The following is a 24,467-nucleotide window of genomic DNA, read 5'->3' as shown; positions in this document are numbered from 1 at the left end:
ATTTTTAATGAGAATAATCTGCTTCTCTAGCCATCTCACTCGCTGCAGTCCTCTTACTCGTCGGCTGTAGCGAATTTAGCACAAACTATAACTTAGCATTTGCTTCTTATTTACTTGCCTTATTGCCAATGATCATTGTTTATCTCATTGCTCAAAAATGGATCATTGGTAATGTAACACGTGGTGCGGTGAAATAAGTTGAAACAGTGGGGTTTTTCCCCACTGTTTTTTATACTATAGAAAAGCATAAAATTTCTATGGTTTTTCGTATAAGAAAAACGACAGCGTTTTTCTGCCATAAAGATTTGACGGTAAGCCAAGTTTTTCTAATCCTTTATAAAAAATGTCAGGAGCTTTAATTATACTTAACATGATTCGGGACAAGACAACGCACTTTTTTTGATTTTTTTGATTTTGTTTACAGCGATAGCATAAAAGGAAATACATTGGTATATGATGACCTTAAGGAGGAAGTTATACCATGAAAGCTTCGAAATTTATTATAATGATGTATCTTATTTTCTTTGCTATGATGATTGGGATTAATTATTTCGCTGGGAGCAATGTAGGACAAATAGCCAATCAGTATGAAACGCTTATTCAGCCAGCTGGATATGCCTTTGCTATTTGGGGTGTTATCTACTTATTTTTGTTTATTTGGATCATTCGAGGATTCTTTATTCAATGGGACAAAGCTGCCTTATACAAAGAGTTTCAATTTGTTCTTCCCATTAATTTTGTTTTAAATAGTTTGTGGATTTTAACATTCACTCGTGACAACATACTACTATCAACGATTGTTATCCTCTTATTATTAGGTACGCTTATTTGGATGTACCGTGTCGTATGGACAATTTCTTTCAGTGGCTTACTTGACCGCATTCCATTTTCGATTTATTTTGGATGGGTATCCTTAGCTAGTGTAGTTAACCTATTCACTTATGCAAAAAGTGAAGGAATAACTTCATTTTTAGGGTTAAGTGAGTCCGTTTGGACGGTCATTGTCATTTTGGTTGTGACAGGAATAGCGGCTCGAATTACCCTTCGTAATCAAGACCTTGTCTTACCACTTGTTTATATATGGACATTTATCGCCATTTACGTAAAAGATCAACAACAACTATTACAGTTTACTTTAGTCCTATGTTGCCTTGTGCTTGTTGTTTGCTTCGTGTTCATTGCTATTAGGAAGATGAAAAAATTCGTTAAATGAACGTTGTATATTCTTTGTATCATGGAGGATGATTAACTTCCTTTTATAAGGAGCTAACATAGCAAATATTTCATCCTTGCTTTTTTCTTCAAAAACCTTATTGTATTTCAACAAAGCTTTTAAAATGTTTATCGATGGTTTATAGTTCGCTTTTTCTCTACCAAGTTTTTGCAAAATAAATCGCTTTATTATTCGAAATCTCCTTACCGAATAATTCGTATCTAAAAATAGAATCAAATCCGCATGCTGAAAACACGGAGAGACCCATGTATGGTGAACCCCTTCAATAATCCACCTATCTAAATGAATAACTCGTTTTAAGTACGTATCCCTTTCAGATACAGTCCGTTTTATATCACCAGAATCTGACCTTTTTCGAACTACATTATCCAATTCATAATAGGGGATATGTAAACTTGCGGAAAGCGCCTTCGCTAACGTTGTTTTGCCACTTCCTACAGAACCAATAATATGTATTCTATTTAGGAACTCCTTTTTCATATAAAACCCTCGCTTAATTTGACAAATCAAATACTATAAACTAAAAAACTTTTACTTTCTTATAGTGCAAAAATAGTATCTTTTAGTGAAGGCGCTTATTTAGGCTCAAAACAATCCCAATTGCTTCGGAGCGAGTCCTTCATATTCAATGCCTAAAAGTTCTTGAAATTGCTTGGCGTTTTCGGCAGCATCACCACCTGAGTTGTTGTTAAATAACACAACAATGTCCTTCGTTTCTTTTTCTAATCTCCGTATCACTTTTTTCCATTCTATAAGCTCTTCTTGATTATACTTATATAAATAACGCACATCACGCCAATTTGTATCAATACTCGTCGGTTTATTCCAACCAACAGCATTTCTACCATGAAAACGGATAAGCGTCTGCGCTTCATTGGTTACTACTGGAACCGTCGGGATAGAACCTTCTCCTGCCTGTGGTTCATCTACAATCGAATGAATCCAACCTTCTTGTTTCATGAATGACAATGTGCTTTGGCGAAAACGATCACTGAACCAAGTTTGATTTCTAAATTCTAAAGCAACGGGGATATCTCCCATCATTCGCTTGCAGTAGCGCAAGTAGGTCACATTTTGTTTCGTACAATCAAACCAAGGTGGAAATTGAAATAAAACCATTGCTAACTTATTCGCCTCTTGATACGGCTGTAACGATGCTATAAATGAGTTAAACATCTCTTTTTTCGTCTCAAAAGGCGAATCCTCTTCTTTCCGTTTATGTCCCGTCATCCCTTGGTACGCTTTTACGACAAATTGGAAATTAGCAGGTGTTTCTCTTACCCATTTTTCTGCATTCTTCACTGGCTGAATTGCGTAAAATGATGCATCCACTTCAACAACAAGAAAATGGCTACTATATTCTGCTAATTTATCTTTTGCTTTAATTTGCTCAGCATATAAGGAGTAATGATCTCCCCACCCTGTCAATCCAATATAGATCAAGAAAAACCCTCCTATTTAAAAATATCATAGCATAGGAAGGTTTTTACATAAAGAAAATATGACTAACTTCTATTGAAGAATATTGTACTTAAGACTTTGAATCATTTTTAATTGCATCTGCATAGCTTGAGAGAATCAGTAAAGCATGCAAGAATGCTACCGCCATGGCTTACAATGGGCGGGGCTCCATGAAATAAGAAAAGTACTTACATCCAAACGTATACATGTTATTGAAGTGAGTGCTTTTATTGACCGGAAGATAATTCCGTTTTCACTTGTTGTACTTCTTGTTGCGATGCGGGCATGGCTGGCTTATAAAATCCCTTTTGCGAGGCATAACTATAAAGCGATCGTTGGCGAGCTTCATCCCCATTACGCAAATTAATGAGCGTTTGTCTTAGCTGTGCATTATTGGCTTGAGCTATATAATCGGCATAGCTCTTTAAACTGGCATTTAATCCATTTAGATAATCATTCACAATGTCTTTATCTTGTAACATGAGAACCCTCCTATTGTAAAAATGGTAATAACTGTTGCTGCGCTTGTCTAGCAGCCTGTGCATCTTGAAGCAAAATAGATTTCAGCTCTTGATCTGTTGCGGATTGTGCGTAAGTTTCCAATTTATTAGCAATCATCCCATGACCTCCAATAATCTTACGCAAGTTCTCTAATTCGGTTTGCGTTAACTGATTCATGGCACAAACTCCTTTCAGAAAAGTTCAAGCATATTTTATGCATTTTTAGAAAGGATATACATAGTATGAATGAATGCTGTCGATTTGCTTTTAATTTGAAGTTCATCTTCAATCATTCTCTCTTACCCCCACTGATTGTTAGGTGCAGGTGCTGTTATCTCCAACTTAGACGTTTTCCAGCTAGCATCTTCCAATTATAGAAATGAGATCCTTACCAACACCTACAAACCTCAACATTTTATATAAATATATTCAAAGCACTGGGACTAAAAACTTAACTTTTAATCTGGATAAATTAAATCACGAAATCAGGCTAGTGCTGATTCGCACTAGCCTGGTTTTTTCATACAATTTAGAGCAACTCGGCTTACCGTCAAATCTTTATGGCGCAAGCGTAGTTTTCTTAGAATACATCTTGAAGCATTATATGTTTCTATAGTGTAAAAAGCGCACTATATATTAGTCATCCATCGTATAATCCTGCATTGTTTTCATATCAATGATCCGTTGATTTCGACTTCCACGAAACGTTAACGTTAAATCACGTTCTGCTAGAATAAATGGACCATCTACAAGTACGTCCACATATTGCAGTAACTCTAATTGGTGCGGATCTTTATTCTCTAATAACTGTTCTAATGTCCATCCCGTATAAGCCCATATGTTTTTACCATGCTCTTTAAGTTGTTTAGCTACTTTAGCTACAGCCTCTGCTTGGTAAAACGGATCGCCACCACTTAATGTAATATCATTTAATGGGTTCAGCGCTTCTTCCACAATTTGATTTACATGCATTTCTTTGCCATTTCGCAAATTCCATGACTTCGGGTTATGGCATCCCTTGCAGAAATGAGGGCAACCCGCAAAAAAGATAACAGCACGTAGTCCTTCCCCATCCACAACCGAATCATGATAAATGGATAACACGCTTGCTGTATCCATTACACATGCCGCACCCGATCATGTTCTTCGGAGGCTTTTGCCGTATTCCATTTATCCATCGTTCCTACAAGATAACCTGTGATCCGGCGAATTCGATCGATTTGTTTTTCATCTGTTATTTGGCATTTAGGGCATTCATTATCTATCATCCCTGTATAACCACAGTTTTTACAACGATCTACTGGATGATTCACACTTCCATAACCAATACCGCTTTCTGCCATTGTTTTTACAAGTGTATCCATCGCCTTTAAATTTTTACTTACATCCCCGTCTACTTCAATGTACGTAATATGGCCAGCATTCGTATATGGATGATATATTGCTTCTCGTTTTATTTTTTCCATAGCACAAATTGGATAGTATACTGGGATATGAAACGAATTTGTATAATAATCTCTGTCAGTAACGCCTGGAATTCTGCCAAATTCCTTTTGATCTTGCTTGGTAAACCGACCGCTTAAACCTTCAGCAGGGGTTGCTATTAAGGAATAATTTAAATCATATTGTTCACAAGCCTGATCACATTTGCTACGTAAAAACGCAACAATCTCTTCCCCAGTACTCTGTGCTTCATCAGATTCACCGTGGTGCTTGCCTGTTAAGGCTACTAAGCATTCTGCTAAGCCGATAAAACCAACGCTTAAGCTTCCTTGTTTTAACACTTTTTCTAATCTATCCTCAGGGCCTAATTGTGAACTTCCTTCCCATACTCCTTGCCCATGCAAAAAGGTGAAATCTTTCACAAGTTTACGCGCCTGAAATAAATAACGATCATACAATTGACGTATAACAATATCTGCGTATTCATCTAATTTTTGTATAAAAGCTTCAAAAGATTGTGTAGTAAGTGCTAATTTCACTAAGTTGATACTTGTAAATGACAAGTTGCCTCTGCCAAGACTATTTTCTTTTCCGTGACGATTAGCCATTATTCGTGTGCGACATCCCATATAAGCTACTTCTGAGTATGGGTTATCAGGTTCATAATAGTGTAAATTAAAAGGTGCATCAATAAAGCTAAAATTAGGGAACAGTCGTTTTGCTGTCGTTTTAAGCGCTAGTTGATACAAATCATGGTTTGGATCTTCCTTATAGAAATTAACGCCTTTTTTCATTTTAAAAATTTGAATAGGAAAGATTGGCGTTTCTCCCTTACCTAAACCTGCTTGCGTAGCTAACAATAAATTTTTTACAATCATTCTACCTTCTCTGCTTGTATCTGTACCATAATTAATGGACGTAAACGGAACTTGACCACCACTTCGAGAATGAAGGCTGTTTAAATTATGAATAAACGCCTCGCATGCTTGGTAGCATTCATGATCTGTCTCCGACCACGCTAATTCCTCCAATTGTTGCTTAGAAAGTGCAAGCGGGTATTGTTTTAATTTACGTAAACGTTTTTCATAGGAACGTTTAACAAACGGTGCTAAATCATAATCAAATGCCGGAAAACTTTGTCCTCCGTGTTGTTGATTTTGATTACTTTGAAAAATAATCGCCGCTAGCGCCATCGCACTTAGAATCGTTTGCGGCGAGCGCATATGACCATGTCCCGTGTTGAATCCTTTTTCCAATAATTTTCCTAAAGGAATTTGACAACAAGTAGCCGTTCCTGTCGGCATATAGTCTAAATCATGAATATGAATATAGTTTTCTGCTACAGCTTGGTTAGCTTCTTCGCTTAACATTTGTTGCTTTGCATAGAATTTAGCACTCTCATTGGCAAATTTATTCATCTGTCCACATGGTGATCTGCCATCAACATTGGCATTTTCTTGAATTAAATCTTGGTTAGAGCTTGACACAATGTCTTGAAAAGCCAGCACTAAGTCTTCACCTATGTTTTTGGGAGTGGTTTTTGTTTCGATCATTTTTCTTCTTCCTCCATTCTTTCCATTGTAGGAATTACTCTTTCCTACTACCTATAACGGCACAACCTGAACCCTCTAAATAAGGGTGTAGGTGTTATTTTCCCGTGAAATTATTTTGCGATTGGTAAACCTTCTTAGAAAATAAAAAGGTCACCTTGCGAACGAAATATGCTTTTTTTCTATTTATGTAATAAGATAATGTTTAGAGTTTTGGATATTGAATTAAAAGCATAAGGCATTTACATACATAAATAACTATATATAGTGTCGGGAAAATAAAGCAAACACTATATATAGTTATATAATAGATCACTTCATATTAAATTTCAAATGGATATTTTATGACTTTTTGATGTAAAAAAAGCAACGTTCGGGTTTTGCCTTAAAATCAACTTGACATTTTCTAAAAGGATATTGTTTACTTTTTCATTAGAAAAACTTGGCTTGTTGGCAAGTCTATAGCTCTAGTTTTGTTTATTACGATAAACCAAAAAACCTTATACTTTTTTATAGTATAAAAAGGCTTTTAATGCTATAGTGCTTGTCCAGCGCAAACCTTCCTAAATAGATGCCTTTATTGCTTTTGTTGCGATAAAGCATTTTAAATGTTGATCCAACGGTCTATTGCCCCCAAAATCGTCTTCAAAAAAACCTGCAATCACAAAGCCTGCATCCACCTGCCCTTGAATTTGATCTTCTAAAGTATGACCAAATTCAATCGTGTGATTTGCTTTTAAATACGTCTCTACTTCTTCTTCACAAAGGTCTTGTAAAGAATGAAAAGGAATTGTATGCTTTACAACTAAATTTCCTTTTCTATCTTCTTCATCATCAAAAATAAATAACACAGGATTCGTAAAACCAGAAATAAGTGTACCGTTCGTTTTTAACACCCGAGCCGCTTCATGCCAAACATGGGAAATATCTTTCACAAACAAATTTGCAACAGGATGAACAATGATATCAAACGTTTCATCCTGAAAACAAGATAAATCCGCCATGTCACCTTGTACAGTTTTTAGATTTAATCCTTCACGTTCAGCGACGAGCAAATCTTTTTCCAGTTGTCGTTTAGATATATCAAATACTGTTACGTCAGCTCCAGTTGTAGCTAAAATAGGCCCTTGCTGTCCCCCACCAGAAGCTAAGCACAAGATTTTCTTCCCTGTAAGAGATACAGGAAACCAGCTTCTCGGAACAGGTCTATTCGTCGTGACGGTTATTTCCCAATTTCCCGCTTTACTTTTTTTAATTACATCGCTAGATGCTTCCTGCGTATAAACTGCCCTGTCTTCCACTTTCTTGTCCCACGCAAGACGATTTTGCTCCCCAATATCCACCTTTTCCTCTCCCCATTCTAAACATTTATCTATAGAGCACTTGAAACGATCGATCAACGGTGCCAACACTCAACTAACTAAGCCTTCTGACCCTTTAGTTATAAAACCATTGTATGATATAATGCGACTAAGTGCATAAGGCTTTCATGGGTGGTGGCTCATCCCTTTATGAAAGGGGGTGAGGCCTATATGACAGTTTTCGAAGGATTGGTCTTAATGATCTCGTTCGGAACGCTCATAGTAGCAATTCTGTCACAAAAAAAGTAACCACCCTAGCCTGACGAGCATTTCATGGTTACTTTTCTCAAAATGTGAGTCGCCCCCTTTAAGGGCTATGCACAAACCGTTTGGTGTTCCAGCACCAAGCGGTTTTATTCGTTTGACTATCTATATACAGTATACCTGATAATACATCAAATGAAAACCGCATATTCGTTCCAAAACTATGCGCAACTCTTGTTATGCAGTAGGCAATTGTTTTTTTGCGGCGAGGCTTTTGAGAGCGGGTGGATTAGTTGCATTGATGAGCTATCTTCCGATGTGAGCGAGCGATTTCTTGCGTTGATGAGCGATTTTGCGACGAGTGCGAGCGATTTCTTGCGTTGATGAGCTATCTTTCGATGTGTGCGAGCGATTTCTTCGCGTTGATGAGCTATCTTCCGACGAGTGCGAGCGATTTCTTGCGTTGATGAGCGATCTTCCGACAAGTGCGAGCGATTTCTTGCGTTGATGAGCGATCTTCCGACAAGTGCGAGCGATTTCTTCGCGTTGATGAGCTATCTTTCGATGTGTGCGAGCGATTTCTTCGCGTTGATGAGCTATCTTTCGATGTGTGCGAGCGATTTCTTGCGTTGATGAGCGATCTTCCGACGAGTGCGAGCGATTTCTTGCGTTGATGAGCGATCTTCCGACGAGTGCGAGCGATTTCTTCGCGTTTATGAGCTATCTTCCGATGTGAGCGAGCGATTTCTTCGCGTTGATGAGCTATTTTGCGACGAGTGCGAGCGATTTTTTCACGTTGATGAGCGATCTTCCGACGAGTGCGAGCGATTTCCTCTGTTGATGAGCGATCTTATTAAAATTGTATGCGGAAACCGTTAAACTCATGTATACCAGTTCCAAACTTTACAAGGCTGTTCTCTCGCAAATACGTAACTGCTTGCTTCACTTCTTGTAAAATTGATGCGTCTAGCCCGAGTGTATTATGTGAGCCAAATACTTTCTTTACTCCATTTATATTCGATATTTTTTCTAAAGACAGAACTAAATCAACTGGGTTAGTGGACGGATAAAAAGCATAGATAGGTGTTTGATCGTAAAGTAAATCTCCCGTAAATAAAAATCCTTGTTTTATATCATACAAGGCGATATGACCAGGCGAATGGCCAGGAGTATGATAGATAATTAATTGTCTATTCCCCAATTCTATCATGTCTCCATCCTTCAGGACATTGGTAGGATAGCCTTGAAATGGTTTATAGGTATCTGGGTGAAACGTTGCCGGGGTTGGAAGGGTTATATCCCTTGCTATATCTTTTCTTATTTGTGCTAATGTCAACCCCTCAATTCCATGTATGAGCCAGTCTTGATCTGCTTCATGAACATGAATTGTATCATATTCTCCGTGGCTCCCAATATGATCTGTATGAACATGCGTTGTAACTACTTCAATTGGTTTCCTTGTCAATTGATCAGTTATTCTTTTTATATTATCAATTCCTAAACCCGTGTCGATTAAAGCAGCCTTATGCTCACCTATGACTAAAAAAGAGTGAACTTTTTCCCAATGGCCGTATTCACTAATGGCAAATGTATTGTCAGCTATTTTTTGTACGGTAAACCAATCATCCTGTATCAATGGTATCCCCCTTTTTCTTGTCTATCCAATAATATAGTTTATAAACCCAAACGCTAAATTCTTATTATTGCACGCAAGCTTTTACTTAGCTTGTTTATGAAAACTATGGATCCATTATACTATGAGCATCATAAAAAAACAGCTGACATATTTTTTCATACCCCAGCTGTTTTTATCTCTCTTTACAGTGATCAGACTAGCAAGCATAGCTGTTTTCACCGAAATCTTAAGCTCTTCTAAACATTTTTTTCGCTATTTCCATACAAATTACTGCAGCGGCTGCTAACCCTGTAGCGATGGCCCAATCACTAAAGCCAAATGCATCAGGGATGTTAAATACATCTCTTGCAAAAGGAAGCACTGTTATTCCATACAAAACAAAACCTAACAATACAGCGCCAATTACATATTTATTGGAGAAAAAGCCCATTTTTATTGACGTCTCCGTATTGGAACGAGCTGGAAAAGTTTGCAACGTACGAGAAATGATTAATGTAGTAAACGCCATAGCAACGCCCATTTCATTCGAATGATCTAATCCTATATAGAAGGAAATAACAACTGCGACAGCAATCAATATTCCTCTCGTTATTACAGTTTGCAATGTTCCTCCAGCAAATATACCTTCATCTGTCGGTCGTGGCTTACGTTTCATTACATTTGGTTCTGATTTTTCCACACCTAAAGCGATTGCTGGCAAGGAGTCGTTTACTAAATTGATAAATAACAATTGTAAAGCTGTAAATGGGTTTGGTAAGTTAAAAATGACGGCATACAAAATGGCAATAATCGCTCCTAAATTACCAGCAAATAAATAACCAATTGCCTTTTTAATGTTATCAAACACCGTTCTTCCCACCTGTACAGCATTAACAATAGATACGAAATTATCATCCGTTAAAATCATTGCCGCAGCATCTTTTGAAACATCCGTACCACTTCCCATAGCTACGCCAATATCGGCTTGTTTTAAAGCTGGCGCATCATTGACACCGTCACCTGTCATTGCAGTAACAGCACCTTTCCGCTGCCATGCACGTACAATTCTAATCTTATTCTCTGGCGACACGCGAGCATATACAGAAATGTGTTCAATTTTTCCTTCTAGCTCGTCATCCGACATGTTGTCGAGCTCTTTGCCCGTAATGGCTATATCATCGTCACCCATTAAACCGATATCTCGTCCAATTGCTTGTGCTGTAGTTTTATGGTCACCAGTAATCATTATTGTTCGAATACCTGCAGCTTTGGATTCTTCAATGGAACTATATACAGCTTCTCGAGGTGGGTCCATCATTGCCGTTAAACCGACAAGCACAAAATCATACTCATCATCATGAGTGACTTCGGTTTTTGTATCAGGTAAACGTTTATACCCATAGGCTAGCACACGTAACGCCTGATTAGAAAACTCTTCATTTGCCCCTTCAAATCGTTCGCGTAAATCATCTGTTATTGGCTGTTCTTCGCCATTTACGAACACATAGCCAGCCCGCTGAAACATGACATCAGGGCCGCCCTTTGCCAAGAGCAGATTTGCCCCATCCATTGTGTTTACAGTTGACATCAATTTTCGATCTGAATCAAATGGTAACTCTGCTGTTCGTGGAAACCTTTCTCGCAGCTCTTCGTAATTGTGTGCATGTTGATTTGCAAAGTTAATTAAAGCTATTTCAGTTGGATCACCAACCTCCTGCTTGTCCTGATTAATATACGAATCATTACATAGCGCAGCAATATAAACTAGTAAACGTTCTGCTTCGTACCAATCATTTGGATCTTCAGGCAAACGTTCATGCTTATTAAAAGGTAAATAATGATCGGTAACCGTCATTTTATTTTGCGTCAATGTCCCTGTTTTGTCCGTGCAAATAATACTGGTGGAGCCTAATGTTTCAACAGCAGGAAGTTTACGAATGATCGCATGCTGTTTTGCCATTTTATTTGTTCCAACTGACAAGACAATGGTAACAATCGATTGGAGTGCTTCTGGAATCGCAGCCACAGCAATCGCTACGGAAAACATTAAAGCATTTAATAATGCAGTTGTTGTATCTACATCACTATCACCAAACCAAATACGCGCAGCTTGGACAGCAAAAATAACAATACAAAGAATTAATATACCAATACCTAACTTCTTGCTAAAGCCATTTAATTTCTGTTGTAGTGGCGTTTCTTTTTGCTCTGCCGTAGAAAGCATATCGGCAATTTTACCAACCTCGGTTTTCGTCCCCGTACCAGTTACGACAAAAGAACCCCGACCATATACAACTAAAGAACTGCTAAACACCATGTTACTACGATCACCAAGTGCAGCTTCTTCTTCAATTGCTTCGGTCGATTTATCAACAGCCTCTGACTCACCTGTGAGCATTCCTTCATTTACTTTCAAAGAGCCACTTTCCAACACCCGGCCATCAGCAGGAACGTAATCCCCCGCTTCTAAATAAACAATATCTCCCTGGACGAGTTCTTTAGCAGCAATCGTCTGCTTCGTACCATCTCGTATGACTTTTGCTTCAGGCGCAGACATATCTCGGAGCGCTTCTAAGGAACTTTCCGCCTTACGTGTTTGCACAACACTAATGACAGAATTAATTAATAATACAAGGAAAATAATGAGTGACTCCACCCATTCTCCCAGTAACATTTGCACACCAGCTGCTGCTAATAATACAATAACCATTGGATCTTTAAAGGTTTCTAAAAATAATTTCCACGTAGGAACTTTCTCTTTATCTTCTATTTCATTATATCCGTCCCGTTTCAGGCGTGCATTCGCTTCTTGTTGAGATAAACCTTGTTCCGTGGACGCTACTGCTTTTAGAACATCTTCTGTTTGCCTTTGGTAATATTCCATCTCCAAATTCTCCTTGCTTGTTCAGTTTTGCAGTTATATTGTCAAAAATGTATTATACGTTATCTTCTTCTTTTACTTCTGTTTCTTCTAGTCGAGTAATTAAGAGTTTATCGACAAGTACGCTATCCATATCGACTACTTCTAATTTCAAATTAGCTATAAAAACACTATTCCCTTCTATTGGAGTATTACCTATTTCGCTCGTGATAAAACCACCTAGTGTTTGGAAGGATGTATCTTTCATAACATCATCATCCATTTCATCTTCTAAATCGAAATAACGCAAAAATGTATCAAATGGAACTTGACCGTCTGCAAGCCATGAATCATTATCACGCTGCATGATTGTAGCCCTTTCCCTACCTCCTTCTGTCTGTATTTCACCAACAATAACTTGCATAATATCATTTAACGTTACAAAACCTTCGACACCTCCATACTCATCTACAACAACAGCCTGATGATATCCTGATTCTTTTAACGTTTCCAAAGCCTTAAAGACTTTTACATGTTCCGGTAGAATCAACGCTTTTTCAATACAGTCATCAATCGAGAATGCTTCTGCTGATTGTAATTTTGAAAACACTTTTTTCGTATGTATAATACCTAAAAAGTGGTCTAAGCTCCCTTTTCCAACAGGAAAGCGTGAAAACTCACTTTGACTAATGATTTCCATATTTTCTTCAAAACTACTTTCTATATCTATCCAAGTTAATTGCGTTCGCGGTGTTAATATATCACTCAGACGCTGATCGCCCATATAAAAAATTTGATCGACCATCTCGTGCTCAATTTCCTCAATACTACCACTATGAACACCTTGCTCAATCATTTGTTGAATTTCTTCTTCTGTTACGTCTGGTTCATTGGTTGTTTTAATTCCGAGTGTCTTGAGGGCGAGTTTTGTGGACTGATCTAGTATCCAGATTAACGGTTTGGCAACTTTTGAAAAGAAATACATCGGTTTTGCCACAGCAAGTGCTACTTTCTCCGGATTTGTTAAGCCAATTTGCTTTGGTGTTAGTTCACCGATAACGAGCGTTAAAAAAGTTGTCAATGTAACGACAAGTACCATACTAATCTCCCTGCTCCAAGGTGCTAAAAAAGGAATTTCGCTCAAATAAACACTCACATCATCCGCAATGGCAGCACCACCAAAGGCACCAGATATAATTCCAATCAATGTAATCCCTATCTGAATGGTAGATAGAAGCTCACTAGAGTTTTCGGCCAAATAAAGGGCTGTTTTAGCTTTGCTATTTCCCTCCTTTACTTTTTGTTCTAATCTTATTTTCCTTGATGTAACAATTCCAATTTCTGTCATTGCAAAGATACCATTTGCAATAATTAAAACCAGAAGAATAATGATCGATACAGCCAAATTATCCATTTCTACACCTTTCCTTTTTCATCTGCCTTCTTTGGGGAAAGCAGCTATCTATACTAAAAGTGTCGTGCAATGTCTTTATTTATATTTTGCCATAGTATAGTACATATTCCCATTATTACCTGTAATTAAGCTTTTATTTCCAATCCTTCGATAAAATTTCATATGACATCGTGGACTTTATCATTCAATTGTTTCCGATCGTACAAAAAATCCAAGCTGAAGATCATACTCGCTTGGAAATAGTGATACAGTGACTTGTCATCTGCTTACTAACACGTAACTGTACAACAGAGGTATAAACAACTAACCTTTTAAAATCAGTCGATTTTTAATCATGTCTTTATGCATCATTGCTTTTATACTAGAAACCACATCATTTATAATAGATATGAACCGCCCTTTTTCCTTCATCGAATCTCAAACATTTAATAGAGCTCAAACACAATTCCCATTAATGAATAAATAATAATGGTAGAAAAAAGCACTGTCATATGGATTAAGGAGTACAGAAACATGGAAGTTGCCCACTTCTCTGAATCCACTTTGTTATAGCGATACACACTAAGTGTCAACCAACCTACACTTAACAAAAGTGCTACTAACATTAGCCCGATACTTAATGTACCAAATAAGAAACTAATTACAATCATAATAATTAAATAAACGTTCGTTTGAATGTAGGTGCGTTGCACACCCTTTACAACAGGAAGCATAGGAATTTTTGCAGCTTTATATTGTTTATGATTTCGAATGGCTATTGCATAAAAATGCGGCATTTGCCAAATAATCATTACAATAAATAAACCGATGATGGCGGGATGGGTAATATCTGGATAGACAGCTGCCCATCCAATGAGTGGAGGCATCCCACCGGAAATACTGCCTATTTCTGTATTATATACCGTTTTTCGTTTGCTCCACATCGTATATGGAACGACATAAAAAAACAGCCCCAAGAAAGCTAATAGTGCAGCTAACCACGTTGTTAACGCTAATAATGCAATCCCGCTGATCGCCATAATTACGCTCAGCAACAGTACAATAGCTGGTTTTATTTCCCCTGTTACAGTAGGTCTTCGCTTGGTTCTTTCCATAATTGCATCAATATCTCGATCATATAAATTGTTAAAAGCACCCGCAGCTCCAATAACTAAGGCTGCACCAAGCAAAGCAAAAATAACATCCGGCAACTTTTCCATAAAACTAATTTGATACGTATATAAAGCCAAAGTAAAACCAGCAAACATCGGGATCAGATTTGAGCGAATAATCCCCGTTTTAATCGTTTTTGACAAAATGTTTGCCCAATTTCGCCTTGGTCTTTCCTGCTTATTTTCCAAAATCATGATAACTCTCTTCCCCTTTAGAAAAACTTGGCTATCGCCAAGCCATTATGACAATGGCTGTCGTTTTGCTTCATTATAAAGCCTAAAAAAAATTCTCCTATAGTACAAATAATATATGTTACCTGTTTACTAATTTCAAACCATGTTGGCTCTCTTAAACATAGAACATGACGTTTCATAGGAAAAAACGACGCATTTCCCTATATATTGATCATTGTAGGCTTACAAGTCTTTGTATAGGGTTTTCATGCATCCTTACAGATTGAAATGCACGTTCACGCACCCAAATTAAGGTCTCCTCCAAAGTTCAAACGCATAAATTAAATCTAATGCCCCAATACTATTATACGATAACAATTACTATTAAGCATGTGAAAGATATGTGAACCCCTTCATTGATTCTAATTGTTCATCATAACATCTTCTCATTCCATATGAATAATAAGGAAACGTTAACAAATATTTAAGAATTAAGCCCATATGCCCATCCTAATATTTGCTATACTAAAGGTATTAACGCATCATCCTAATGAGGAGGTAATTATTTTGAAGAAAATGGAAGGTAAAATAGCAATTGTTACAGGTGCAGCAATGGGGAATGGAAAGGGTATTGCTGAAGTTCTAGCCAAACATGGCGCTACTACTATTTTGTTAGATGTCTCCAAGCAAGTGCATGATACTGCGAAAGAATTAACAGAACGTGGCTTTGAAACGATGGCTTTAGAAGTGGATGTTACAAATAACGAAGATGTAAAAGCCGGAATTGATAAAGTTATAGAAAAATATGAGCGTATAGATGCTCTCATTAACAATGCAGGCGTTGTTCGATTAGCAAATTTTGAAGATATGGACGATGAAACAAGAGATTTTCATTTCAACATTAATATTAACGGCGTTTGGAATGTAACAAAAGCTGTTTTGCCGCATATGAAAAAAGCTAAGCAAGGTAGAATTGTCAATCTTTCCTCTGTAACAGGAACGATGGTAGCTGATCCTGGCGAAACCGCATACGCAACAACGAAGGCAGCCATTCTTGGTTTCACAAAATCATTAGCTAGAGAAGTAGCTCCTGATAATATTACTGTGAATGCTATCTTACCAGGCTATGTGTTAACTCCTATGGCAGAACAAATGGCAAAAGAAACGAATCCAGATAATCCGCAAGAAGTCATTGACGGAATAGCAAGCGGGGTTCCTTTAGGACGTCTTGGTAAAATTGAAGAAGTCGGTGAACTTGCAGCGTTCTTAGCTTCTGATGAATCCAGCTACATCACAGGTACACAAATTGTTATTGATGGCGGTAGCACATTACCAGAAACTGTTTCCGTCGGGAGCTAACTTTTCACTTATAGGCCATGTAAGGAAAAACACTTTCCTACATGGCTATTTGCATAGAGTATTAGATAGCTTCGTTCTTATCCTGTTCGCATAAAATAACATAAATTTCTATCAAGAAAATAAACAGAGCGACTACAGTAGCAATCAGGAAGCTACTCGTTTGATGAATGCCAATAAAAAGACCAATTATATGCAAAGTGAAAATACGAATAAGTAGAAGAAGTAAGGGATTAGCTAAATTTTTCCCAACGATCGCTTTAACTACTAATTTTATTACATTGTCAATCGTAAATAGAAAGAGAAGATACCCGATAAATATAAACCCAACTTGCTTTATAGTTAAATCCAAATCAAAAAATGTATTTGTCATTTTAATCGAGCCAAGTAATATAAATATACCAGCTCCAAAGACGAGCGTTACAATGAGCGCTAAACAAAATGAAACGAAAGAAATGATAAAAACATTCTTTTTTTCGGAACTTACATCTTTTCTCTCAGCAATAAATATCCAAACAGAAAAAAGCAGAAAAGACAGTATAAATATAGCTCCAACTATGGAGATAGCTATGTTCATACAATTCCTCCAAGCCTTGAATGATGCATCATAGATAAATCCAGTAGTATAGCACAATACATAGTAGATATACCCTTACATATCGTGCTGAAAAGTAAAGGTATAAGCAGCGGGTCACTTTATTTTAGATTCACTTACAGATGTGTGCATCTCATCTTCTACTGTAACGTGCTCTTGGCAAAGTTTTAATAATTGTTTCAACGTTTTTTCCGATGTAACGACAAAGGAAGTAAAACCAAATGTATATTTTATTTTCACCACGAAACCTATATTAGCATCTGAAGAATGGCCATAAAACTTGTGATTTTTATCTATTGCTACGGCTTTTATAGAATGAATATGCTTCCATGAAAGAAAACGTGTACCAATTAATATGCCATCCTGTTTCACCGCAACCAAATTTAATGGCAACATGAAATAAGCATACATTAAAAAAAATAACATAAATAAATATTGATGCCAGGAGAATACATCTGTAATATAAACAATGCTAAACATGGAAGCGATAAAAAACATGAACGCCAGATTAGCTAATAAACCTAATTTCTGTCCTTCAACAGTTGGTGGAGCAGTTATTTTTCGCGGATGCTTCCGAATCGTTCTTCTTTCTTCTTTCGTTAATGGAAAAACATGCTCTTGTTTTAATTTCACAGTCACTTGGATAATCCGAAAAATATAATAGACAAGCGCTAATAATACGAAAATCATTAATAATGTTTCCATGAAAACAATCCCCTTTGCAAACTTTTATAGGGTTTCATATTCTTCTACCGTCGAAGGGATAAATTGAATGGAATAATGAGAAGGTAGCTCAGATTGTAGTTTACGCAATAAGCGATATCCTGTTTTATTATACATCATTACTTGTTTTTCAGCATGCGGTAGTAATGTATCTTTTTCCCAATTTATCCACGTTCCATAATTGGAAGCCCATGTTTCTAATTCGTTTTTTAACTCCTTAGAAAGAGGTAAATCCCCCATATCTAAATTACAGCGACAACTCTTACACCAAATAGGGTCTGCCATATCCGCCTCTAATAATAACTCTCTTGTCTCTCCAGATTTACAACAACATTCCAACATGTTAACCTCCTGCAAAACTTGTTCTCCTAAATTATAACGGATTAGTCACTACGAAGGAAATGAATTATTAGTAAAAAATGTGATGATAGGCAGCCTAACATGCTATTTCATTATAGAACTTCATATCAAACATGCATACGAACATGAACGCAAGTGAAAACGACCATGATATAAAAATCACTTTTCTCTTACCTCTGTAGCTTAAAGTAGTGCTCTTTCCATCTGTAAACTATAAGTTAACAGTTTTCAACCATAAGTTCCTTCCTTATTATCACTTCATCCCTTACACTAAAAGTAAGAGAGGTGAATGGACATGGAAGAACAAGCAAATGCTTTTGGAGAGAAATTAAAAAAATGTAGGATGGAACGAGATTGGTCAGAACAAAGGCGCAAGCGCCCGGTTAGCAACGTAGCGAGTGGAACGAATCAACTAAAGTTTTAGGAATCATGCTCCTGCAACAGGAGTATGCCGGCGTTGGGCGGCAAGCCCGTCTTTAGTCGGCCTTCCTATTTAGAACGAACCGATGATGACTTATCGTAAGGCGATTTCGTGAAGTCGCCTAGTTGCTGGGCGCTGGAGCCGGACGTGGCTAAATAACTTAGTTAGTTTATCCACAGCTGCAAAATTTTATAATTTCCTAGACAATTAGAAAAATTGGCTAAAGAGTTACATGTTTCTCGCCAAGCCGTCTATAAATGGGAAACGAATAAAAGCTACCCTGACATCCAAAATTTAATACGTATTAGTGATCTGTTTAACATAACGATTGATGAGTTGATTCGTGGAGATGAACAAATGCAAAAAACGATTAGCATTGACGATGATGAATTATTTGACCAATTCTCTGACCCTGGTTTTTATATAGGAATGATTCTAATACTAGTAGGCGTTTTAATTTTCGATGATCCTTTAACAAATACATTCTTGTTTACTGGTCTTATTACCATAATCTTTTTTACTGATACCATACAATCGTTGAAAAAGCTATTTAAAAGTTAGATAATAAGGACGTTTAGCTACTTAAAAAAACAGAGCTTATCGCCAATTCTTATGGTAGGAGAGTAGTTTTCTTATACGATAAAGCTTAAAATTTCTATAGTGTAACAAATATGAGCGCATATGCAACGGCGCTTTTTTTATATTCTTTTCACATACAAAATTTATTTAGTGAAATACGCCTACTATTCATTCATGTGTCTCTCATCCTGTAGTGAATACGGTAAAGATTGAGACTGACTCCCACGTCTAAAGACACAAGCCCTCCACCTTATGATATAAGGGTGGGATTCTAGCATAACGAAACTTTTCTAACAAGTCATCTGAGGCTTCATATACCCTCTCCGCAAGAATACAGCTTTTGTAACTTCTTCCTCGCTTCTTTCCCCCAGCTTTTTACTGCATCTACAGATACGCCCTCTCTTTCAGCGATGGCCTTTGTCGTCATATCTTCTATAATGAAAAGTTTCAACCATGTCCATTGATTCTTACTTAAAATCGCCTTTGCAACTTGTAGAAGTTCCTCGGCTTCCAAATTAGGGCTCTCTGCATATTTTATCGGATAGGCATTTCCACCAGATTTGTAATAATTACCGGTCTTTTCCTTTACCCCTTGAAATTGCTTATACGCATCCACTTTTTCCTTTTCCTTTGCTTCCTTTCTTACGACGTCAATTAACCGATTACGAATCGTATAATTGAAATACGTAGCAAGAGGACCTTTATCTGGCTGATATTTTTCATACGCATTCCACATCGCCACCAATCCCTCTTGGTAAAATTCACGATGCGGATCACGGATGTTTAATTTATGCAAATGGTAATATATCCTACGCTCGTTTTGTTCTACAATTTCTTCAAATGTCATTGACACAGCTTTTTTCTGCTTCTCCATGAAATCCCCCCTCAAAACATTATTTATGACGTATATAAGGTACTGTAAGACGATTACTTCAAGAATTAGATGCGAGTTGGACAAGTCTAAGTCAAAGATAACAAAACCTAATTTGCCAGTTCATTCACCTAACAATTAGTAGAAGATGAGAGAATCACCCACACAGATTGAAGGTTCACTTTATACTTATATTCGAATCCAGTCTGATAAAAGTAGTATTGGTTCCAATTTTTTCAACTTGATACAATAATAGAACAAATGTTCTCATTTGTAAAGGGGGCCTCGGTTTTTATACTTCTCTGGCACTCTTTCAGTATGGTTTTACTGCTTTTACGAATTGAAATATAATTTTGCAGTGTCCGTAACTTTCATGATTTCATCGAAAAACATAGCTTAGCGCCAAATCTTTATAGCGAAAGCTGTAGCTTTTCTTATAATTTCTTATACTATAAACCTTTAAACTCTTATATTTTTCTATCGTACAAAAAAACTACCTCCACATTTATAGCGGAAGTAGTTTTCGTAGGATAAAAATTTTCACTTACCGAACTCCTCGTGTTCGTCATGTAAGACAGAGACATCCTCCATCTTCCCTTTTGCTTCTTTTACAATTGCTTCGAACTCTTTCTTTATTGCTGCCTGATCTTTCTCTGTTTGTTTCCTATTCAGTGATTTTATTAGTTCATCAGCATAACGCTCTAGCTCCTCCGTTCGGGCTGTGATCTCTTGATCTGCTGTGTGATTTAGTTCTTGTTCTGCTTCCTGCTTTTTCACTCGTAACGCTTTTCGCAAACGTTCTGTTTGTTCCTTCTCTTCTTCTAAAATAGCCTCATCCACTTTTTGTATCGCATCATCTGTTTTCTGCTGCAACCAATCCGTTACCATACCACCTATATCTTCATCAGCAAAAACAGGATAGAAACTTCCAGCTGCTATTAACATACATAGCAAAAAAACAATGATTATTTTCTTAAGATTGTAGCACCTTCTTCGCCTGTAGGTTTCTTTTCTGTTGCCCAAAAGCTATTTCTCCTTCCTACGCAGAAGTTCCTACTATTCATTGATACCGGAAACAACATCATCAAGCGCTTCTTTTGCTTCATCTTCTAATATTTGCGCAGTTTGGGTTATAATCATCTGTTGCTCTTCCATTAAATTTGCAAGCAATGCCGTTACTACCTGCCTTACATCTTCTACTGCCCAATCAATTTGATTTTTTAAGTTACGTGTCGTTATTTCTTCCTGATTACGAAGTTCTGCCTCTATTTGGTCTTGAGCATTTTGAATCGCCGTTTCCAAATCTGTTACCGCTTCCTGTTTGGCAGCAGTCAAATCACTCGTTATTTGATTTCTCGCCTCTTGCCCTAATTCACCAGTATAATTCGTTAAGTCTTCGGAAGCATAATTTAACCCTTCGTCACTTAAACGTTGAATTTCTCCATAGCCATCCAAAAACACATTATAAAATTCCAAACCCATTTGATCTAAAATTTCCCTAGATTCACCATCAAGAGACTCAAGATGCTCTATTTTCGCTGCAACAATTTCTTCTAATGATTCGCTTGTTAGCCTTTCTCTCATTAAATCAATATCCAGCGACGCATCGTTTTTTAACTGTTCATATTCCGCCTCTAACTCTGGCAGTTTACTTTCCCCATATGTCGTAACGTCATCTTCTATGGTAGCAACAGAATCCCCAAACATACCTTCATACCATTCACGTAAATGATCCCCTGCCCCTGAACCGGCTAATACAACACCTGATCCCGTCAAAATACCTACTCCTACCATTCCAGCAACCACTTTCCCTTTCATTGTTTTTAATCCCCACTTCATAAGCACTTACTCCCCTTTGTTCTATTATTTGAAAGGACTAATAAGTAAAGTCCTATTCATCTACCCATGATAAAATTTCTGCTTTTACCCCTTCATTCAGTTGCTCGTGAATGTCTGCTTTCTTTTCATTAGAATAATGCTGAAATTTATCTACTATGCGAAACGTTTCCTTCGCCTTTACGAAGCGCTCCGAATAACTATTCTGATAGTCTTCTATTTTCGATTTTCCTTTTCTACGAGCTTGCTCTCCTGTCTGTTTTAATTTCTTTTTCTGTTCTATCCGTTGCAGTTCTTGATGCTCTAATGCATCTTTTTCTATTTGATTCATATACGTGTTCATCCAGTTGGAAACCGATTCTATCTTGTGGACTTGCTGTAGGCTCCAACTTTGTTTATCTGCTGCAATCCTATTCACTTGCAAGCTTGTACCAATGACTACTAGTAACAAACTAACGCTCAAAAACAACCGTTTTTTCAATTTAAATCACCCTTCGTAGTACGACTTTTAACTATGACATAATCCTCATTTCTCCCATTGGGACTATCATAGCAGAGTGATTCTATTTTAAAATCAGAATATTATATCATTTTTAATATAGGTTAATAGTTTTGCAATCATACACGAATCTACAAGAAATTTAGGATTGTAGGCAGTTTTTCATACATTAATCAGAATTTTCATCATAATTCATGATAAATTCTCTTATTATTTGTCTATTATCTATCAAACTTTTAGCCTACTTCACAATAAATAATGACTCGTTGCAAAGAGCAAGATCGATTTAAACTCTCCTCCACCAAGCTTGCTTTTAATAATTATCTGAATTAAAATAATTAAAAGAATATTGTTCACAAAATTATAAAGGAGTGTGTCCATGAACGTAGAAGCAAATCGTGATTTCATTAAAGTGTTGCAACGCGCCAGAAGAAATACATTAGGAGATATACTCTCCCGAACAAGCGAACGGAAGCCTAACCAAATTGCAATCGCTTACAAAAATAACGAAGTAACGTATAAGGACTTGGATCATTGCGTAAATCAAACTGCACATGCTTTCTTAGCAGACGGAATGAAAAAAGGAGATCGGATTTCTGTTATGTCCAAAAACAGCTTAGAGTTTGTCATTGTAAACTTTGCTCTAGCTCGAATAGGGGCTGTCATGATTCCAATCAATTATATGTTGCATATAGAAGACATCACCTATATTGTGGATCATGCTGCAGTTACAGGGCTCATCGTTGCTGAAGAGTATATACATTTACTGGATGAAGCAGTATTAAATATGGATATTTTATATTGGTATGTCATGGAGGCAAATAGCAAAGCGACCAATGAGAAATGGAAACGATTAGATGTTGTGAGACAAGATCAACCTACATCTCTCGTTGATGTTGATGTGGAAGAAGATGATCTATGTCATGTTTTATATACGAGTGGCACATAATCACGACCCAAAGGCGTTATGCTCACTCACAAAAGCATTATCAGTGAATATGTAAGTTGTATTGTAGATGGCGACATGCAGCCAGAAGATATTATAATTCATGCGCTGCCGCTATATCACAGCGCTCAACTTCATGTGTTTTTAGGCCCTAGCATTTATGTTGGTGCTAGTGGAATCATTCTTGATGGGGCTAATCCAGAAACGATGCTAAAAACAGTCGAAGAGAAAAAAGTTACGCAACTTTTCTGTCCGCCAACCATATGGATTGCTTTATTGCGTCACCCCGATTTTGCAAAGAGAGATTTATCCAGTTTACAGAAATGCTATTATGGCGCAGCAATTATGCCTAGAGAAATACTTAAAGAGTTAACAGAACGCCTACCCAATGCAGGTTTTTGGAACTTTTACGGGCAAACAGAAGTTGCTCCACTTGCTACCGTTCTAAAACCGGAGGATCAGCTACGAAAGCTCGGCTCTGCAGGAATCCCATCGTTAAATGTACAAACAAAAATTGTGGATGAAAATGATGTTGAGCTAGCTCGTGGAAAAGTAGGTGAAATCGTACATCGCACTCCACATGCCATGAAAGGTTACCTTCATGATCCAGACAAAACAGCAGAAGCGTTTCGCAATGGTTGGTTCCATAGCGGAGATTTAGGTGTGATGGATGAGGACGGCTATATAACCGTTGTTGATCGTAAAAAGGATATGATTAATACTGGAGGAGTAAACGTATCTAGTCGTGAAGTAGAGGAAATCATTTATCAGTTAGCAGGCGTGTCGGAGGTTGCTGTCATTAGTATACCAGACCCTTATTGGATTGAAGCTGTTACAGCTATTATTGTCCCCAAACAAGACACACCATTAATAGAGGAAGAAGTGAAAACATTTTGTAAAGATAGACTATCCAAATTCAAAGTTCCTAAATATATTATTTTTTCAAATACGCTCCCGAAAAATCCTAGCGGTAAAGTACTCAAGCGAGCTTTACGTGAGCAATATGAGGATAGGGGGAATGTGAATCCTTCATGATGGAGGGGGTTCTTTTATCGCCCACTCCTTGTTTTTTAGGTGCTGTTATTTATCGCTTAGCCTTTGTTCAGATCTCATCCTATAACGACTGAACGTGGACTGTTTCTTAGTTATAGGGCATACAATGGTATACATTGCCCTAATAACCCGCTTCTTATTTTTTCACTTTCCATATATAAATCTATTAAAGTTTCTCCGTGGTACCTTCTCTATTACGAACAGTTTATTTTCTAATTCCTTTTATATTCTATTTGTCTATGTATTATCCTTCTTGCTAA

The 24,467-nt window shown here is 37.2% G+C and carries 23 protein-coding genes and 2 pseudogenes; 7 read left to right on the top strand and 18 right to left on the bottom strand.

Annotated features, from left to right (window positions below; translation table 11 throughout):
- Window positions 1-71 precede the first annotated feature (71 nt).
- Both B2C77_RS21945 and B2C77_RS03405 read left to right on the top strand, forming a co-directional pair.
- A pseudogene (locus tag B2C77_RS21945) lies at window positions 72-197 on the top strand (carbohydrate ABC transporter permease); the annotation flags it as partial.
- Between the two features lie 284 nt (window positions 198-481).
- Complete coding sequence (locus B2C77_RS03405) at window positions 482-1,213, top strand: TspO/MBR family protein (protein WP_077702418.1); 732 nt, start codon at window positions 482-484, stop codon at window positions 1,211-1,213.
- Here the strand turns inward: B2C77_RS03405 and B2C77_RS03400 are convergent.
- From B2C77_RS03400 to B2C77_RS03370, 7 genes are all read right to left on the bottom strand, one after another.
- Complete coding sequence (locus B2C77_RS03400; RefSeq protein ID WP_077702417.1) at window positions 1,142-1,714, bottom strand: P-loop NTPase family protein; 573 nt, start codon at window positions 1,712-1,714, stop codon at window positions 1,142-1,144. The two genes, B2C77_RS03405 and B2C77_RS03400, sit on opposite strands and share 72 nt — an antisense overlap.
- Window positions 1,715-1,819: 105 nt before the next feature.
- Window positions 1,820-2,677: a DUF72 domain-containing protein gene (locus tag B2C77_RS03395; RefSeq protein WP_077702416.1), complete on the bottom strand. Its 858-nt coding sequence runs from the start codon at window positions 2,675-2,677 to the stop codon at window positions 1,820-1,822.
- Window positions 2,678-2,922: 245 nt separating this feature from the next.
- Window positions 2,923-3,177: a spore coat protein gene (locus B2C77_RS03390; RefSeq protein WP_077702415.1), complete on the bottom strand. Its 255-nt coding sequence runs from the start codon at window positions 3,175-3,177 to the stop codon at window positions 2,923-2,925.
- Between the two features lie 10 nt (window positions 3,178-3,187).
- Window positions 3,188-3,373: a hypothetical protein gene (locus B2C77_RS03385; RefSeq protein WP_073007055.1), complete on the bottom strand. Its 186-nt coding sequence runs from the start codon at window positions 3,371-3,373 to the stop codon at window positions 3,188-3,190.
- Window positions 3,374-3,832: 459 nt separating this feature from the next.
- A complete protein-coding gene (gene nrdG, locus B2C77_RS03380; protein ID WP_077702414.1) occupies window positions 3,833-4,315 on the bottom strand; it encodes an anaerobic ribonucleoside-triphosphate reductase activating protein in 483 nt (160 codons plus the stop codon).
- The gene (locus tag B2C77_RS03375) at window positions 4,315-6,192 is read right to left on the bottom strand and encodes an anaerobic ribonucleoside triphosphate reductase (RefSeq protein ID WP_077702413.1); all 1,878 of its coding nucleotides are present in this window, start codon (window positions 6,190-6,192) and stop codon (window positions 4,315-4,317) included. The genes nrdG and B2C77_RS03375 overlap by 1 nt, the downstream gene beginning before the upstream one ends.
- A 560-nt stretch (window positions 6,193-6,752) precedes the next feature.
- Window positions 6,753-7,532, bottom strand: coding sequence for a class I SAM-dependent methyltransferase (locus B2C77_RS03370; protein ID WP_077702412.1), 780 nt, complete (start codon window positions 7,530-7,532; stop codon window positions 6,753-6,755).
- 168 nt (window positions 7,533-7,700) lie between these two features.
- Here B2C77_RS03370 and B2C77_RS22465 point away from each other — a divergent pair, with 168 nt between their 5' ends.
- On the top strand, window positions 7,701-7,799 hold the full coding sequence (locus B2C77_RS22465) for a putative holin-like toxin (protein ID WP_367946636.1): 99 nt from the start codon (window positions 7,701-7,703) through the stop codon (window positions 7,797-7,799).
- Window positions 7,800-8,607: 808 nt separating this feature from the next.
- On the opposite strand, the gene B2C77_RS03365 is transcribed toward B2C77_RS22465, so the two are convergent.
- The 4 genes from B2C77_RS03365 to cyoE all read right to left on the bottom strand — a co-directional run bounded on the left by B2C77_RS03365 (window position 8,608) and on the right by cyoE (window position 14,989).
- A complete protein-coding gene (locus tag B2C77_RS03365) occupies window positions 8,608-9,390 on the bottom strand; it encodes an MBL fold metallo-hydrolase (protein WP_077702411.1) in 783 nt (260 codons plus the stop codon).
- Window positions 9,391-9,616: 226 nt separating this feature from the next.
- A complete protein-coding gene (locus B2C77_RS03360) occupies window positions 9,617-12,253 on the bottom strand; it encodes a cation-translocating P-type ATPase (RefSeq protein WP_077702410.1) in 2,637 nt (878 codons plus the stop codon).
- 52 nt (window positions 12,254-12,305) lie between these two features.
- A complete protein-coding gene (locus tag B2C77_RS03355) occupies window positions 12,306-13,643 on the bottom strand; it encodes a hemolysin family protein (protein ID WP_077702409.1) in 1,338 nt (445 codons plus the stop codon).
- Between the two features lie 425 nt (window positions 13,644-14,068).
- The gene (gene cyoE, locus B2C77_RS03350) at window positions 14,069-14,989 is read right to left on the bottom strand and encodes a heme o synthase (RefSeq protein ID WP_077702408.1); all 921 of its coding nucleotides are present in this window, start codon (window positions 14,987-14,989) and stop codon (window positions 14,069-14,071) included.
- A 555-nt stretch (window positions 14,990-15,544) separates the two neighbouring features.
- On the opposite strand from cyoE, the gene ucpA reads away from it, so the two are divergent.
- On the top strand, window positions 15,545-16,327 hold the full coding sequence (gene ucpA / locus B2C77_RS03345; protein ID WP_237342855.1) for an SDR family oxidoreductase UcpA: 783 nt from the start codon (window positions 15,545-15,547) through the stop codon (window positions 16,325-16,327).
- Between the two features lie 61 nt (window positions 16,328-16,388).
- Here the strand turns inward: ucpA and B2C77_RS03340 are convergent, their stop codons facing one another.
- The 3 genes from B2C77_RS03340 to B2C77_RS03330 all read right to left on the bottom strand — a co-directional run bounded on the left by B2C77_RS03340 (window position 16,389) and on the right by B2C77_RS03330 (window position 17,984).
- On the bottom strand, window positions 16,389-16,901 hold the full coding sequence (locus B2C77_RS03340; protein WP_077702406.1) for a hypothetical protein: 513 nt from the start codon (window positions 16,899-16,901) through the stop codon (window positions 16,389-16,391).
- A 114-nt stretch (window positions 16,902-17,015) separates the two neighbouring features.
- Window positions 17,016-17,624, bottom strand: coding sequence for a hypothetical protein (locus B2C77_RS03335; RefSeq protein ID WP_077702405.1), 609 nt, complete (start codon window positions 17,622-17,624; stop codon window positions 17,016-17,018).
- Window positions 17,625-17,648: 24 nt separating this feature from the next.
- Window positions 17,649-17,984 carry an immunity protein CdiI family protein gene (locus B2C77_RS03330; RefSeq protein WP_077702404.1) on the bottom strand — a complete coding sequence of 112 codons (336 nt, stop codon included), beginning with the start codon at window positions 17,982-17,984 and terminating at the stop codon, window positions 17,649-17,651.
- A 313-nt stretch (window positions 17,985-18,297) separates the two neighbouring features.
- On the opposite strand from B2C77_RS03330, the gene B2C77_RS22300 reads away from it, so the two are divergent.
- Together B2C77_RS22300 and B2C77_RS03325 are read left to right on the top strand one after the other, a co-directional pair.
- Window positions 18,298-18,426 carry a hypothetical protein gene (locus tag B2C77_RS22300; RefSeq protein ID WP_257790355.1) on the top strand — a complete coding sequence of 43 codons (129 nt, stop codon included), beginning with the start codon at window positions 18,298-18,300 and terminating at the stop codon, window positions 18,424-18,426.
- 213 nt (window positions 18,427-18,639) lie between these two features.
- A complete protein-coding gene (locus tag B2C77_RS03325) occupies window positions 18,640-18,984 on the top strand; it encodes a helix-turn-helix domain-containing protein (protein WP_077702403.1) in 345 nt (114 codons plus the stop codon).
- A 328-nt stretch (window positions 18,985-19,312) separates the two neighbouring features.
- On the opposite strand, the gene B2C77_RS03320 is transcribed toward B2C77_RS03325, so the two are convergent.
- From B2C77_RS03320 to B2C77_RS03305, 4 genes are all read right to left on the bottom strand, one after another.
- A complete protein-coding gene (locus B2C77_RS03320) occupies window positions 19,313-19,876 on the bottom strand; it encodes a sigma-70 family RNA polymerase sigma factor (RefSeq protein WP_077702402.1) in 564 nt (187 codons plus the stop codon).
- Window positions 19,877-20,413: 537 nt separating this feature from the next.
- Window positions 20,414-20,818: a hypothetical protein gene (locus tag B2C77_RS03315; RefSeq protein ID WP_141130672.1), complete on the bottom strand. Its 405-nt coding sequence runs from the start codon at window positions 20,816-20,818 to the stop codon at window positions 20,414-20,416.
- A gap of 111 nt (window positions 20,819-20,929) precedes the next feature.
- A complete protein-coding gene (locus B2C77_RS03310) occupies window positions 20,930-21,712 on the bottom strand; it encodes a hypothetical protein (protein ID WP_077702400.1) in 783 nt (260 codons plus the stop codon).
- A 52-nt stretch (window positions 21,713-21,764) separates the two neighbouring features.
- On the bottom strand, window positions 21,765-22,190 hold the full coding sequence (locus tag B2C77_RS03305) for a hypothetical protein (RefSeq protein ID WP_077702399.1): 426 nt from the start codon (window positions 22,188-22,190) through the stop codon (window positions 21,765-21,767).
- A 397-nt stretch (window positions 22,191-22,587) separates the two neighbouring features.
- Between B2C77_RS03305 and B2C77_RS03300 the strand changes: the two are divergent.
- Window positions 22,588-24,189 (top strand): annotated as a pseudogene (locus B2C77_RS03300) (fatty acyl-CoA synthetase).
- Window positions 24,190-24,467 lie beyond the last annotated feature (278 nt).

The organism is Virgibacillus dokdonensis, from assembly GCF_900166595.1.
Classification (GTDB): domain Bacteria; phylum Bacillota; class Bacilli; order Bacillales; family Amphibacillaceae; genus Virgibacillus; species Virgibacillus dokdonensis.
The sequence above is the reverse complement of the archived record's forward strand: the minus strand, read 5'-3'. Positions and strand labels throughout refer to the sequence as shown.